This is a genomic window from Streptomyces sp. NPDC043427, assembly GCF_056436655.1.
This window is the reverse complement of the sequence record NZ_JBWKCC010000022.1, coordinates 1-13,319: the sequence shown is the minus strand read 5'-3', so window position 1 is coordinate 13,319 and position 13,319 is coordinate 1. Positions and strand designations below refer to the sequence as shown.

Here is a 13,319-nt window from a genome sequence, read left to right as displayed (position 1 = left end):
CGGCCCCCACGGGGCCGCTCCTTCGATGCCCCGTCCTCCCCACCACTCGATCCTGAGGCATGATCGAGCCATGACCACCCCAGCGCCCACGCCCACCCCCGCTTCCGGCGCCGCTCCCATCCGTGTCCTCATCGCCGACGACCAGGACATGGTCCGCACCGGCTTCCGCTTCTTCCTGGACGCGCAGCCCGACATCACCGTGATCGCCGAGGCCGTCGACGGCGAGGAAGCGGTGGCGCTGGCCCGCCGGGTGCGGCCGGACGTGTGCCTGCTGGACATCCGGATGCCGAAGCTGGACGGCCTGGAGGCGACCCGGCTGCTGGCCGGGCCCGAGGTGGCCGACCCGATGCGGGTGGTCGTGGTGACCACCTTCGACCTCGACGAGTACGTCTACGGCGCGCTGCGCGGCGGCGCCTGCGGGTTCCTGCTCAAGGACGCCGGCCCGGCGCTGCTCGCGGAGGCGGTCCGGGCCGCGGCGGCCGGAGACTCCCTGGTCTCCCCGTCGATCACCGTCCGCCTGCTCAAGCACCTCACGGCACCACAGGCGGCCGCCGCGGCACCCCGCCCGGCACGGCTCACCGAAGCTCTCACCGACCGTGAGCTCGACGTGGTCCGCCTGGTCGCGCTCGGCCGTACCAACGCGGAGATCGCCGCCGAACTGTACGTCTCCCTCTCCACGGTGAAGACGCACCTGTCCAGCGTTCAGATCAAGCTGGCCGCCCGCAACCGCGTCGAGATCGCGGCCTGGGCCTGGCAGCACGGGCACGCGCAGCCCCGTCCGTGAGGCGACGGGTCGGACGGATCAAAGGCCCTTCACCGGCAGGTCGAGAAGGCGTGCGACGGTACGCAGGACGCCGTTGTCGTTGTTGGAGGGGGCGATGTGGCGGGCCCGGCGGACGACGTCAGGATGGGCGTTGGCCATGGCGAAAGACCACTCGGCGGCGTCCAGCATCTCCAGGTCGTTGAGGTAGTCGCCGAACACCAGGGTCTGCGCGGGCGTGATGCCGAGCTCCCGCTGGAGCCGGCGCAGGGCGGCGCCCTTGTTGGCGGTGCGGTTCATCACGTCGACCCAGTGCTCGCCGGAGACGACCACCTTGTGGGTCGCGGCGAAGTCCGTCAGAGCGGGCGCGGTGGTCCGCTCCGCCGACCCGAAGTCGAACAGGGCCACCTTGATGACCTCGTCGTCGACGGCGGCGACGTCCTCGACGATCCGGTGCTCGACGTAGTACCTGCGCACCTCGGCCAGGAACGCCTCGTCGGTCCGCTCCACGTACGCGGACCGCTTCCCGCACACGACGGCCCCGACGTCGACGCCGTCCGCCACCAACTGCCGTACGGACGCCGCGACTCGGGCGGCGACCCCGGGTGCCAGCGGATCGGAGCTCAGCTCCACCCCGTCGCGCACCACGTACGTGCCGTTCTCCGCGATGAACACCATGCCCTCGGCCACATCCGCGAACTCCCGCGCCAGCGTGGCGTACTGCCGCCCACTGGCCGGGCTGAACAACACGCCCCGCTCCCGCAGCCACCCCAACACCTCCCGCAGCGCCTCCGGGGCCCGCTTGTCGTCGTCCAACAACGTGCCGTCCATGTCGGTGACGACCAGCCGGATGTCGGCGGAGGCGGGGGCGGTGGAATCGGGCGTGGCGAGGGGCGAGGGCGAGTAGGGCATGTCCTGCTTTCTGTAGGGGGGCGGGCCGATTGTCACCCTAACCCGGGACATGCTGATCATCTGACGGCACAATGACGACTACGTCGGCCCGGACCTGGAGGAGACCGATCGTGACCGACAAGGCGCGGCTCAACACCGGTGTGGCGCACAACGCGCGGGTCTGGAACTACTGGATCGGCGGCGAGGACAACTACGAGGTCGACCGGCAGGTCGGTGCGCACGTGGCCGGGATGTTCCCGTTGATCCGGGACATCGCTCGCGCCGACCGGTGGTTCCTGGGCCGGGCGGTGCGGTTTCTGACGGAGGAACACGGGGTGCGGCAGTTCCTGGACATCGGGACGGGGCTGCCGACCGGGGACAACACGCATGAGATCGCGCAGCGGATCGCGCCTGAGTCGCGGATCGTGTACGTCGACAACGACCCGATCGTGCTGGCGCACGCCCGCACCCTGCTGACCGGGACGTCCGAGGGCGTCACCGACTACGTCGACGCGGACGTGCACGACCCGGACGCCATCCTCGAACGCGCCGCGGGCACCCTCGACCTGAGCCGACCCGTCGCGGTCATGTTCCTCGGCATTCTCAATTTCGTGCTGGACACGGAAAAGGCGCGGGAGATCGTACGGCGGGTCATGGCCGCGGTCCCCTCCGGCAGCTTCCTGGTCCTCACCCACCCCACTTTCGAGCCCGATCTGGGCGGCGAGGGCCAGATCCCGGCGATGGAGTTCTGGAACGAGAACGCCACTCCGCCGATCACCGCCCGCAGCGGCGCGGACGTCGCCGCGTTCTTCGAGGGACTGGAGCTGCTCGAACCCGGGCTCGTGTCGTGTTCGCGGTGGCGGGCGGAGCCCGGCTCTCCGGCCGTGGTACCGCAGTTCGGCGCGGTGGCCGTGAAACCCTGACGGACGACATGCCGAGCCGGACGGACATGCCGAACCGGCGGACGTCGATTGTGGAGGACGTATGACCACCCTTGCCGATCCCGTCCCCGGCGGACGCCCTGGTGACGTCGACCGAGCCACCTCGCTCGGTGAGAGCCTCGCCGGGCAGGGCGTGCACGGGATCGTGCTGGCGTACGTCGACACCGCGGGGATCGGGCGGGTGAAGACGGTCCCGACCGCCAAGCTGGCCTCGGCGGTGGCCTGGGGTGTCGGCATGTCCCCGGTGTTCGACACGTTCCTGGCCAACGACCACATCGTCACCACCGATGTGCTCGGCTCCCCGGACGGCGACCTGCGTCTCTACCCCGACCTCGACCAGCTGGTGGTGCTGGCCGGACAGCCCGGCTGGGCCTGGGCGCCCGTCGACCGGATCACGCAGGACGGCGACCGTCACCCGGGGTGCTCCCGCACCTTCCTGCGCCGGATCGTCGCGGACGCGACCCGCGAGCACGGGCTCACCTTCCGCGCGGGCATCGAGATCGAGTGGGCGGTGGGGCTGGACTCGGCCCCCGACACGGAGTTCGTGCCCGCAACGTCCGGTCCTGCGTACGGTGCCACCCGGCAGGTGGAGCTGAGCGACTACCTGGCCGAGCTGCTGGCCGCCCTCGTCGCGCAGGGCGTGGACGTCGACCAGATCCATCCCGAGTACGCGGCGGGGCAGTTCGAGGTGTCGGTGGGGGCGCTCGATCCGGTGGCGGCGGCCGACCGCAGTGTGCTGGTGCGGCAGACCGTCCGGGCGGTGGCGCGGCGCCACGGGCTGAGGGTCTCCTTCTCCCCCGCCGTCCTCGCGCGGGGCGTCGGCAACGGCGGCCACGTCCATCTCTCCGCCTGGCGCGACGGGCGGAACCTGCACTCCGGTGGCGGGGGCCGCCACGGCATGACGGCCGACGCCGAGTCCTTCGCGGCCGGCGTGCTCGCCCGCCTCCCGGCCCTGACCGCGGTGACCGCACCGAGCCCGGCCAGCCATCTGCGCCTCAAGCCCTCCCAGTGGGCCGGGGTGTTCGCCTGCTGGGGCCTGGAGACGCGCGAGACCGCGATCCGGGTCGTCACCGGCACGGCGGGGCTGCGCGACCAGCAGGCGAACCTGGAGGTGAAGCCCGTGGACCTGGCCGCCAACCCGTATCTCGCCCTCGGCTGCCTGATCGCCGCGGGCCTGGACGGCCTGGCGTCGGGCGTGTCTCTGCCCGAGGAGGTCTCCGGCGATCCGGCCGGGCTCGCCGCCGAGGAGGCGGCCGCCCGGGGAGTGCGCCGGCTGCCCACCTCGCTGGCGGAGTCCGTCGAGCAGTTCCGCGCGGACGCTCTGCTGCGCGGCGCGCTGGGACCGGTCCTCGCCGACGCCGTCGTCGCCGTACGCGAAGGGGAGATCGCCGCGGTGCACGGCCTGGACGACGAGCGGGTGGCGGCGGCGTACCGCTGGAAGTACTGACATGGGGGCGGTCCACGACACCCTCGACGCGCTGCCGCTGGTCGACCACCACTGCCACGGCGTGGCCACCGAAGACCTGGACCGGGCCGGCTTCGAGTCCCTGATCACCGAGGGTGAGAGGTGGCCCGGCAGCGGCATCTCGCCGTTCGACAGCCCAGTGGGCGTGGCCGTACGCCGCCATTGCGCACCCCTGCTCGACCTGCCCCGCCACGCCCCCGCCGAGGCGTACCTGGCCCGGCGGGCCGAACTGGGCTGGCGGGAGGTCAACCGGCGCTTCCTGGCCGCCGCGGGGGTGGAGGTGTTCTGCGTCGACACGGGCTTCGGCCCCACGGAGCTCCCCCGTCACACGCCTCCACCGTACGAGACGTACGAAGTCGTCCGGCTGGAGAGCGTCGCCGAGGCTGTGGCGGCCGTCGGCGTCGAACCGGACGCGTACGCCGAGACGTTCACGCGGGCCGCCCGGGACGCCGTGGCGCGGCCGGGTGTGGTGGGGGTGAAGTCCGTGGCCGCGTACCGCACGGGCTTCGAGCTGGACCCGGCCCGCCCCGCACCGGCCGACGTCACGCAGGCCGCCCGGCGATGGCTGGCCCGGGGCGGCCGCCTCGACGACCCGGTGCTCGTCCGGCATCTGCTGTGGACAGCCGTCGACCTGGGCCTGCCCCTCCAGCTCCACACCGGCTTCGGCGACAACGACATCCGGCTGCACCGGACCGACCCCACCCACCTCACCGACTGGCTGCACCTGACCGCGGGCACGATCCCGGTGCTGCTCCTGCACTGCTGGCCCTACCAGCGCCAGGCCGCCTACCTGGCCGCGGTGTTCGAGCAGGTGTACCTCGACGTCGGTCTCACCCTCCACTACGTCGGGCCGGCCCGGGCCCGGGCGGTGGTGGAGGAGGCGTTGGAGATCACACCGTTCCGCAAACTGCTGTACAGCTCCGACGCCTACGGTGTCTCCGAGTTCCACTGGCTCGGCGCGCTGGCCTTCCGCAGGGGACTGGGCGATCTGCTCCAGGACCGGGTGGACGACGACGAACTGAGTCTGCCCGACGCGCTGCGCATCGCCCGCTGGGCGGGAGCGGACAACGCCCGTCAGGTCTACCGTTGGCCCGCAGACGACTGAAAGTATGATCAAGCAATGTCTGACATGACCGAAACCACGCCCGGTTGGCTGACGTCCGACGAGCTCGAATCGGCGCGCGCCCGTATGCCCATCCTCTACGTCGAGGCGGTGCCCGTGCGCGTCGACGACAGCGGCGAAGTCACCAGCATCGGACTGTTGCTGCGCATCGGACAGGACGGCAATGTCAGCCGGACCCTGGTCTCCGGCCGGGTGATGCACCACGAGCGCGTCCGGGACGCCCTCCTGCGCCACCTGGAGAAGGACCTCGGTCCCGTGGCCCTCCCCCGCGTCCCGACCTCCCTCCAGCCCTTCACGGTCGCGGAGTACTTCCCGACGCAGGGCGTCTCGCCGTACCACGACCCGCGTCAGCACGCGGTGTCCCTCGCCTACATCGTGCCGGTGACCGGTGACTGCCGGCCCCGGCAGGACGCCCTCGACCTGGTCTGGTTCAGCCCGCAGGAGGCCCTGTCGCCGGGTGTGCAGAGCGAGATGCCGGGCGGTCACGGCTTCCTGCTGCGGCAGGCGCTGGCCCACGTCGGCCTGGCGTCCTGACCTGTGCCGGTGATACGGGCCGGGCAGCGGCCGTGCACCCTCGTGGTGTGCCGCGGCTGCTGCTGCGGCGACCCCCGCAAGTACCCCGACTCCGACCACGCCTGGCAGCTGGACCGGCTGCGCGCCGGCGCGGCCGCCTCCGGCGGGCGGTTCGCCGTCCGTACGACGGACTGTCTGGGCCCGTGCGACCAGGCCAACGTCGTCGTCGTGCAGCCCTCCACCGCCGGACGGCTGGCCGGCGGCCGTGCCGTCTGGGTCGGCTTCGCGATGGGCGACGACTGCACGGACGACCTGATCGCCTGGGCCGACGCCGGCGGCCCCGGCCTCGCCGAGCCCCCGATCACCCTGGAGCTCCAGTTCGTCCGCCCGCCGCGTAAGGCGCGGTCCCGGGCGCGCCGCTGACCCGCGTCTCACACGGGTGTCGGAAACACGAACCGCACCCCCGTCAGGTTCTCCGACACCTCCCACAGGCGGCGACCGGTGTCGGCGTCCTCGGCTGCCGGGGACAGCCGCACCCGCGTCGGCGCACCGCGCAGCTCACCCAGGCCGTCCGGCCCGATGAAGTCGCCGCCCGCCACGTCCAAGGCGGTGGCCGCGTAGAGCTGCGGCAGCGCGCCCCGGTCCGGGGACTGCGCGAGCAGCGGGCCGCCGATGCGGCCGAAGAGCACGCTCCACAGGGCGACCGGCCCGTCGAACTGGAGGTTCGTGGCGCTGTAGCCGGGGTGCGCGAGCAGGCTGCGCACCGGGCTGCCGGCCTCGGTGAGCCGGCGGTCCAGCTCCCGGCCGAAGACGGCGTTGGCCAGCTTCGACTGGTTGTAGAAGCCCATCGGTGAGTAGCGGCGCTCTGCGGTCAGGTCGTCGAAGTTCAGGCGCCCCTGCCGGTGGTTGATCGAGCTCACCGTGACCACCCGGGGATCGCGTCCGGCGGCCAGCAGGTCCAGGAGCAGGCCGGTGAGGGCGAAGTGCCCGAGGTGGTTGGCGGCGAACTGCACCTCGTGGCCCTGCGCGCTGAGCGTGCGCGGCGGTGCCATCACTCCGGCGTTGTTGACGAGGACGTCCAGGCGCGCGTGGTCGGCACGCAGTCCGTCGGCGAAGGCGCGGACCGAGTCCAGGTCGGCCAGGTCGATCCGGCGTACGTCGAGGTGGGCGTCCGGCTGCCCGGCGGTGATCCGCGCGGCCGCCCGCCGCCCCTTGTCCTCGTCGCGCACCGCGAGGATCACGTGCCCGCCCCTGCGGGCGAGTGCACGCGTGGTCGCCAGGCCGAGGCCGCTGTTGGCCCCGGTGACGACGAACACGCGCTCACTCTGGTCCGGAATGTGCTCGGCGGTCCACCGCTGTCGTTCGGTCATGCGCCACACCGTGCCCTTGATGACACAAAGTGTCAAGATGGCACTTGGTGCCTCCGTTGACACCGCGCTACGATGGAACGGTGAACCCCCGACCCGGCACCACCCTCGCCCAGCGCAAACGCCAGCTCGTCTCGGACGAGTTGACCGAGGCTGCCCTGCAACTGCTCGCGCTGAAGGGGTTCGACGGGGTCACCGTCGACGAGATCGTGGCCGCGGCCGGGGTGTCCAAGCGGACGTTCTTCCGGTACTTCGCGTCGAAGGAGGACGTGGTCGTCCAGTTCCTGGCGGGGATGGGCGCCGACATGTGCGCCGAGCTGGCGGCGCGCCCCGCCGCGGAACCCCCGTCCGTGGCGCTGCGGCACACCGTCCAGGTCCCCGTCGCCGCCTGCGCCGACCACTCCGACCACGCCGAGAGGGCGCTGCGGGTGGTCCGGCTGATCCTGCGCACGCCCGCCCTGCACGCCCGTTTCCTGGAGCGGCAGGCGCAGTGGCGGGACGACCTGTCGACGGAACTGGCCGACCGGCTCGGGCTCGATTCCGACACCGACCTCTATCCGCGGCTGGCCGCCGGGATGGCGCTCACCGCGTTCGACACGGTCCTGCACCGGTGGAGCGCCAGCGAGGGCGCCGAGGATCCCGTCGTCCTGACCGACCGGGCCTTCGCGGTCATCGCCCCGGCGCTGGACGAGGCCCCCCGGCCCGGCCGAGCGCGCTGAGCGCATCGGCGCGGCGCGTCGGCCGGGGCGGGATCAGCCGGTAAGAGGTCAGCCGGCGGTCTCCGGGTGCGTGAGGTTCACGCCGGTCCTCGGGTCGAAGACGTGCGCCTTGGCCATGTCGACCTGCAGCTGCACCTGGTGGCCCTCGCGGGCGCGGGTCGCGGCGTCCAGGCGGGCCACGATCTGCTGGCCGCCCCCCTCTCCGGCGCCGGTGTCCCGCGCGCCCGAGTCGGTGGCGAGTTCCTCCAGTTCGGCGGTCTTCACGGGGCCGCCCTCCGCGGAGAAGTAGACGTACACGTCGGAGCCCAGCGACTCCAGCACGTCCACGGTGGCGGTGAAGACGGGTCCGCCGCCTGCCCGCTCGCGGGACAGGGCCGCGTCCTCGAAGGCCTCCGGACGCAGTCCGATGATGACCTCGCGGGGTGCGTTCTGCCGCTCCAGCTCCTGCCGCATGCGGTTGTCGAGGGGCATCTCGCCCAACGGTGAGCGCAGGGCTCCGTGCTCCAGGGTCGCGTTCAGGAAGTTCATCGCCGGGGAGCCGATGAAGCCCGCGACGAAGAGGTTGCGCGGGAGGTCGTACAGCTGCGCGGGCGTGCCGATCTGCTGGACCAGCCCCTGCCGCATGACCACGACACGGTCGCCCAGGGTCATCGCCTCGGTCTGGTCGTGGGTGACGTACACCGTGGTGGTGCCCAGGCGCCGTTGCAGCCGGGAGATCTGGGTGCGCATCTGTACGCGGAGTTTGGCGTCCAGGTTGGACAGCGGTTCGTCCATCAGGAACGCCTTCGGGTCACGGACGATCGCCCGTCCCATGGCCACGCGCTGGCGCTGCCCGCCCGAGAGGTTGGCGGGTTTGCGGTCCAGGTGCTCGCTCAGGTCGAGAACGCGCGCGGCCTCCTCGACCTTGGTGTTGATGGTGTCCTTGTCCACCCTGGCCAGGCGCAGCGGGAACCCCATGTTCTCCCGGACGCTCATGTGCGGGTACAGGGCGTAGCTCTGGAACACCATGGCGACGTCGCGCTCTTTGGGCGCGAGGTCGTTGACGACCCGCTCCCCGATGCGCAGCGTGCCGTCGGTGATGTCCTCGAGCCCGGCGATCATGTTCAGGGTGGTGGACTTGCCGCATCCCGACGGTCCGACGAGGATCACGAACTCACCGTCGGCGATGTCGAGGTCCACGTCCTTGACGGCGAGGGATCCGTCGGGGAAACGCTTGGTGACTCCCTCAAGGACGATCTCGGCCATGGGTGGTGCCTCCTTGCCTCATGCCTTGCGGGTCATCCCTTGACGGCCCCGGAGGTCAGTCCGGCGACGATCCGCCGCTGGAAGAACAGAACGAACAAGATGATCGGGATGGTGATCACCACGGCGGCGGCGGCGATCGACCCGGTCGGCTGCTGGAACTGCGAACTGCCGGTGAAGAACGCGATCGCGGCCGGTACCGTCCGCGCGGACTCCGTGGACGTCAGCGAGATCGCGAACAGGAAGTCGTTCCAGCAGAAGATGAACACGAGGATGGCCGTGGTGAACACGCCCGGCGCGGCGAGCGGCACGATGACCATCCGGAACGCCTGCGCGGGTGTGGCCCCGTCCACCTTGGCGGCCTTCTCCAGGTCCCAGGGGATCTCCCGGAAGAACGCCGACAGGGTGTAGATCGCCAGCGGCAGCGAGAAGGTCATGTACGGGATGATCAGCCCGATCCAGGTGTCGAAGATCCCGATGATCCGCTCGATGTTGAACAGCGGCGACACCAGGGAGATCGGCGGGAACATGGCGATCAGCAGCGACATGCCGATGAGCACCCGCTTGCCGGGGAAGCGCAGCCTGGCCACTGCGTAGGCGGCCATGGTGCCCAGCGCCACCGCGATGACCGTGGCGATCAGGGCGATGCCGATCGAGTTGATCAGCGCCCTGGTGAACTCGGATGTCGCGAAGATGCCCGAGTAGTTCTCCCAGGTCCAGTCCCTCGGGATGTAGTCGCCGTCCGTGAGGGTGCTGGGGTCCTTGAACGACAGCGCGGCGATCCACCACACCGGGAACAGGGCGTACAGCACCACCACGATGTTCACGACGGCCCATCGGGCGGCGTGCGTCTTTCCTACGGCGGCCATCAGCGCTTCACCTCCGCGCCCGGTGCGGCGGCGCCGAACAGCTTGACGAACGTGAAGGCGATGATCCCGACACAGATGAAGATCAGGACCGAGATCGCCGACCCGATGCCGAGGTTCAGCGCGGTGAACAGGTTGTCGTACCCGAGGATCGACACGGAGCCGGTGTCCTGGGCGCCCGCGGTCAGGACGTAGATGTTGTCGAAGATCCGGAACGCGTCGAGGGTGCGGAAGAGCAGCGCGACCAGGATGGCCGGCTTCATCAGCGGCACCATGACCTTGGTGAACCGCTGCCAGGGTGTGGCGCCGTCCACCATGGCCGCCTTCAGAGTCTCCTCGGGGACCAGGGCGAGGCCCGCGAGCAGCAGCAGGGCCATGAACGGCGTCGTCTTCCACACCTCTGCGAGGACGATCAGCCACAGGGCGGGCCACTGCTCGGTCAGCGGGGCATCTCCCTCGGGCAGCAGCCCGGCGAGGTAGCCGAGGTCCGGGGTCCAGGCGTACTGCCAGGAGAAGGCGGCGACCACGGTGACGATGCCGTACGGGATGAGGACCGACGTACGCACGACACCGCGCGTGAAGATCGTGCGGTGCATGACCAGCGCGAGTCCCATGCCGAGGGCCAGTTCGATGGCCACGGACACGCCGGTGATGAACAGCGTCACCCAGAACGCGTCCCACCAGAACGGGGAGGTCAGCACGGCCCCGTAGTTGCTCAGGCCCACCCACTTCGCCTGCCCGGGAAAGCGCAGGTCGTACCGCTGGAGGGACAGGTAGATGGCGTACCCGATGGGGTAGGCGGTCACGGCGAGCATGACGACGACGGCGGGTGCGCACAGCAGCCAGCCGAGCCGTCGCTCCTGCCGGGCGCCTGCCGAGACCGCCGCCCGGTCCTGCTTCGAGGGCTCCGCCTCCGGGGGCTGCGGGGCTCCGGCCGGTTCGGCTTGCATGCTCACGGGATCACACCCTCGGATCGCAGGGCATCGTCGATCTGGTCCCCGATGGTCTCGATCGAGCTCACCGGATTGATCGCCGACGGCGGGGACAGCGTGTGGGAGATCGCGATCGAGATGTTCTGGTAGGCCGGAGTGATCGGCCGTACGCTCGCCGCCTGCAAGGAGGCCAGCACCTCCCGGGAGAACGGGTACGCCTTCATGAACTCCGGCTCGTCGTACAGGCCGCGCAGGGTGGGCGGCAGTCCGCCCTCGAGCGCGGCGGTGAGCTGGTTCTCCCGGTTGCGCAGGCACAGGGCGGCCTCGAAGGCCAGGTCGGGGTGGCGGGAGTAGGCGCTCACGGCCAGGTCGATGCCGCCGATCGTGGGGCGGGCCGGGCGGTTCGCGTCGACCCGGGGGTAGAGGGCCCAGCCGAAGTTCTTGAACAGGTCGGGGTTGTTCGCCTTCATGGACGGATAGACGAACGGGTAGTTGAGTTCGAACGCCGCCGTCCCCGACTCCATGGCGAGGCGGTTCTGGTCCTCCATCTGGTTGGACAGGGAGGGGTCCGCGGCCGAGGATCTCGCCAGGTCCCGCATGACGCCGGCGGCCCGCACGGCCGGCGGGCCGAGGGAGGGCTCGGTCGCGCTCCGGTTGAGGATGGAGCCGCCCGCGCTGTTGATCAGCGTGTTGAACCAGACGGTGAGGCCCTCGTACTGGGCGCCCTGGATCTCCACGAAGTGCGGCTTGCCCTGCCGGGCGAGGGCGCGGGCCATGGTGATCATCTCGGCCCAGGTCTTGGGCGGGGTGGGGACCAGGTCCTTGCGGTACCAGAGCAGTTGGGTGTTGGTGTTGTAGGGGACGGCGTACAGCCTGCCCTTCCAGGTCGAGGTCTGCAGCGGTACCCGCAGGGTGCCCTGGATGGCCCGCTGCTTCACCGCCCCGGTCCACTCGCGGATCCAGCGCGCCTCGGCGAACTCCGCCGCCCAGGTGACGTCCAGGCCCAGGATGTCGAGCGAGTCGTCCTCGGCGGCGAGCCTGCGGACCATCTGCTGACGCTGGCCGTCGGCGGCGCGCGGGAGCTTGTTGTAGCTGATCCGGTACCGGCCGCCGGACGCCTTGCTGCACCGGTCGGCCGCCTTCTGGAGCGCGCCGGAGTCGTCCGGGAAGTTGTACCAGTTGAGGGTGGGCCGTCCGCCGCCCTCGTCGCTGCCGCACGCGGCGAGCATCGACGCAAGCAGCGGCAGTACGGCAAGCGCCCGCAGGCGTCGCGTCCGGTGCACGCGCTCTACACCTCGCTTCCGGGACGGTGCGCGGGGACGGACCCCCGCGGTGGCTCTCTCCGGTGACGCTAAACGGTTCATAAGGGAAGCGAAAGTTCGTACTGCTGCAAATAGCCCATACCGATCGGCGGAGAGCGCGCGATCACCGTCCCGGAAACAGTGATCAGGGAACCCGGAACCTCGCGCACGCTGGCCCGCGCTGTGTGAGCGAGCCACACTCGTCGTGGGTCCCGTCGCCCGCGTTGAGGGCCTCGATGCTGATGCCCGCGGCCTGCGGTGGAAGGGACATCGGCATGCTGACCCGCTGCTCGACCACGCCTTTGTCGTTGGGTCTGAGCTCACTTGAGTAACCGTCGACCGAGTCATCGACAGGCTGGGACAAGTCGGCCCGTACAGCGTTTACATACACTTCGATGCTGGCCCCCGTCTCGACGCCGTCGGCATGGACGTCGAAACTCAATCTCAGAGCAGACCGGGGACCGTCGATTTTGATGTCGGTGATGGTCGGCCGCCCGTTTCCCCCAGCAGCCTTGGCGGCGCCGATCACCGCCACGCCCAGAGCCACCATGTAGAAGATCACCCCGACAATGAGCACCACGGTCTCCCACAGGTTGCCCCGCCGTGTGGGGTGCACGAGCAGAGCCACAATGCTGCAGACGATGGCGAGGATGGCGCAGATGGAGGCCACATAGATGGGCCAGGAGTCGTTGTTGAGGGCGACGAACACGACATCGCTGCTGAGGCCGAGCAGGGTCATGACGCCGGCGACGGCGACGAGGGCACCGGCCAGGATCTTGGCGACGTCGTCGAGGCGCTTTCCGATCCTGGCCTGAATCTCTTCGTGCGTCGGGGCAGGTTCTTGTTCGCCACGCCTCTTCGGGAGCCCGCTCATCGCGCTCCTCCTGACCGAGGCCCTGGGCGGTCAGCCGATCGTCCAGCTGACGTCCGGCTCTCGTGGAAGACGCTAGGTTCGCGCGAGAACCTCAGCGAACCGGAGTTGGGCCGACCGTGGATGCCGGCCCAGTAAACGATCAAGAGCCCTGCCCGGTAGGGCAGCCGCACGAGGACTCAGTCGTCGTGTCCGGTGTTCCCGCTCGGCAGGAACCTCTGGCGAGCCCACAGGCTCAGCAGTGCCGTTCCGCCGACCAGCAGCGGCACCGGGTCTCGGGCAGGCGGAGCCAGCACGTATCCCAGGGCCGTGGCCGTGCAGACCGTCA

Annotated in this window: 14 protein-coding genes; 7 read left to right on the top strand and 7 right to left on the bottom strand. The window is 70.6% G+C overall.

From position 1 onward, the window contains the following. Positions 1-70: 70 nt before the first annotated feature. Entirely contained in the window at positions 71-784 is a 714-nt protein-coding gene (locus AC067M_RS29580; RefSeq protein ID WP_478700096.1) for a response regulator, read from the top strand. A gap of 18 nt (positions 785-802) precedes the next feature. Here the strand turns inward: AC067M_RS29580 and AC067M_RS29575 are convergent, their stop codons facing one another. Next, positions 803-1,672, bottom strand: a complete 870-nt coding sequence (locus AC067M_RS29575; RefSeq protein ID WP_478700095.1) for a Cof-type HAD-IIB family hydrolase — start codon at positions 1,670-1,672, stop codon at positions 803-805. Positions 1,673-1,782: 110 nt separating this feature from the next. Here AC067M_RS29575 and AC067M_RS29570 point away from each other — a divergent pair, with 110 nt between their 5' ends. The 5 genes from AC067M_RS29570 (at position 1,783) to AC067M_RS29550 (ending at position 6,116) form a co-directional block, all read left to right on the top strand. Further along, positions 1,783-2,574 (top strand): SAM-dependent methyltransferase, encoded by a 792-nt coding sequence (locus AC067M_RS29570; RefSeq protein WP_478700094.1) that lies wholly within the window; start codon positions 1,783-1,785, stop codon positions 2,572-2,574. Positions 2,575-2,635: 61 nt separating this feature from the next. Further along, the gene (locus AC067M_RS29565) at positions 2,636-4,039 is read left to right on the top strand and encodes a type I glutamate--ammonia ligase (protein WP_478700093.1); all 1,404 of its coding nucleotides are present in this window, start codon (positions 2,636-2,638) and stop codon (positions 4,037-4,039) included. A 1-nt stretch (position 4,040) separates the two neighbouring features. Continuing rightward, positions 4,041-5,162, top strand: coding sequence for an amidohydrolase family protein (locus AC067M_RS29560; RefSeq protein WP_478700092.1), 1,122 nt, complete (start codon positions 4,041-4,043; stop codon positions 5,160-5,162). Between the two features lie 24 nt (positions 5,163-5,186). After that, on the top strand, positions 5,187-5,714 hold the full coding sequence (locus tag AC067M_RS29555) for an NUDIX hydrolase family protein (protein WP_478700211.1): 528 nt from the start codon (positions 5,187-5,189) through the stop codon (positions 5,712-5,714). A 3-nt stretch (positions 5,715-5,717) separates the two neighbouring features. Continuing rightward, positions 5,718-6,116, top strand: a complete 399-nt coding sequence (locus tag AC067M_RS29550; protein WP_478700091.1) for a (2Fe-2S) ferredoxin domain-containing protein — start codon at positions 5,718-5,720, stop codon at positions 6,114-6,116. A gap of 8 nt (positions 6,117-6,124) precedes the next feature. Here the strand turns inward: AC067M_RS29550 and AC067M_RS29545 are convergent, their stop codons facing one another. Next, positions 6,125-7,063, bottom strand: a complete 939-nt coding sequence (locus tag AC067M_RS29545) for an oxidoreductase (RefSeq protein WP_478700090.1) — start codon at positions 7,061-7,063, stop codon at positions 6,125-6,127. Positions 7,064-7,143: 80 nt separating this feature from the next. On the opposite strand from AC067M_RS29545, the gene AC067M_RS29540 reads away from it, so the two are divergent. Continuing rightward, positions 7,144-7,779 (top strand): TetR family transcriptional regulator, encoded by a 636-nt coding sequence (locus AC067M_RS29540; RefSeq protein WP_478700089.1) that lies wholly within the window; start codon positions 7,144-7,146, stop codon positions 7,777-7,779. A gap of 48 nt (positions 7,780-7,827) precedes the next feature. Here the strand turns inward: AC067M_RS29540 and AC067M_RS29535 are convergent, their stop codons facing one another. From AC067M_RS29535 to AC067M_RS29515, 5 genes are all read right to left on the bottom strand, one after another. Further along, positions 7,828-9,024: an ABC transporter ATP-binding protein gene (locus tag AC067M_RS29535; protein WP_478700088.1), complete on the bottom strand. Its 1,197-nt coding sequence runs from the start codon at positions 9,022-9,024 to the stop codon at positions 7,828-7,830. 32 nt (positions 9,025-9,056) lie between these two features. Further along, positions 9,057-9,890 (bottom strand): carbohydrate ABC transporter permease, encoded by an 834-nt coding sequence (locus AC067M_RS29530; protein ID WP_478700087.1) that lies wholly within the window; start codon positions 9,888-9,890, stop codon positions 9,057-9,059. Beyond that, on the bottom strand, positions 9,890-10,837 hold the full coding sequence (locus AC067M_RS29525) for a carbohydrate ABC transporter permease (RefSeq protein WP_478700210.1): 948 nt from the start codon (positions 10,835-10,837) through the stop codon (positions 9,890-9,892). Before AC067M_RS29525 ends, AC067M_RS29530 begins: the two co-directional genes overlap by 1 nt. A gap of 2 nt (positions 10,838-10,839) precedes the next feature. Continuing rightward, a complete protein-coding gene (locus AC067M_RS29520) occupies positions 10,840-12,102 on the bottom strand; it encodes an ABC transporter substrate-binding protein (protein WP_478700086.1) in 1,263 nt (420 codons plus the stop codon). 163 nt (positions 12,103-12,265) lie between these two features. Then, the gene (locus AC067M_RS29515; protein WP_478700085.1) at positions 12,266-12,994 is read right to left on the bottom strand and encodes a hypothetical protein; all 729 of its coding nucleotides are present in this window, start codon (positions 12,992-12,994) and stop codon (positions 12,266-12,268) included. Between the last annotated feature and the right edge of the window lie 325 nt (positions 12,995-13,319).

What these genes read in the sequence shown, in the direction of transcription:
- AC067M_RS29565 (WP_478700093.1), top strand. Translation starts at nt 2,636, where the DNA reads ATGACCACCCTTGCCGATCCCGTCCCCGGCGGACGCCCTGGTGACGTC.
- AC067M_RS29560 (WP_478700092.1), top strand. Translation starts at nt 4,041, where the DNA reads ATGGGGGCGGTCCACGACACCCTCGACGCGCTGCCGCTGGTCGACCAC.
- AC067M_RS29525 (WP_478700210.1), bottom strand. Translation starts at nt 10,837, where the DNA reads ATGCAAGCCGAACCGGCCGGAGCCCCGCAGCCCCCGGAGGCGGAGCCC.
- AC067M_RS29545 (WP_478700090.1), bottom strand. Translation starts at nt 7,063, where the DNA reads ATGACCGAACGACAGCGGTGGACCGCCGAGCACATTCCGGACCAGAGT.
- AC067M_RS29515 (WP_478700085.1), bottom strand. Translation starts at nt 12,994, where the DNA reads ATGAGCGGGCTCCCGAAGAGGCGTGGCGAACAAGAACCTGCCCCGACG.
- AC067M_RS29535 (WP_478700088.1), bottom strand. Translation starts at nt 9,024, where the DNA reads ATGGCCGAGATCGTCCTTGAGGGAGTCACCAAGCGTTTCCCCGACGGA.
- AC067M_RS29580 (WP_478700096.1), top strand. Translation starts at nt 71, where the DNA reads ATGACCACCCCAGCGCCCACGCCCACCCCCGCTTCCGGCGCCGCTCCC.
- AC067M_RS29555 (WP_478700211.1), top strand. Translation starts at nt 5,187, where the DNA reads ATGACCGAAACCACGCCCGGTTGGCTGACGTCCGACGAGCTCGAATCG.
- AC067M_RS29530 (WP_478700087.1), bottom strand. Translation starts at nt 9,890, where the DNA reads ATGGCCGCCGTAGGAAAGACGCACGCCGCCCGATGGGCCGTCGTGAAC.
- AC067M_RS29575 (WP_478700095.1), bottom strand. Translation starts at nt 1,672, where the DNA reads ATGCCCTACTCGCCCTCGCCCCTCGCCACGCCCGATTCCACCGCCCCC.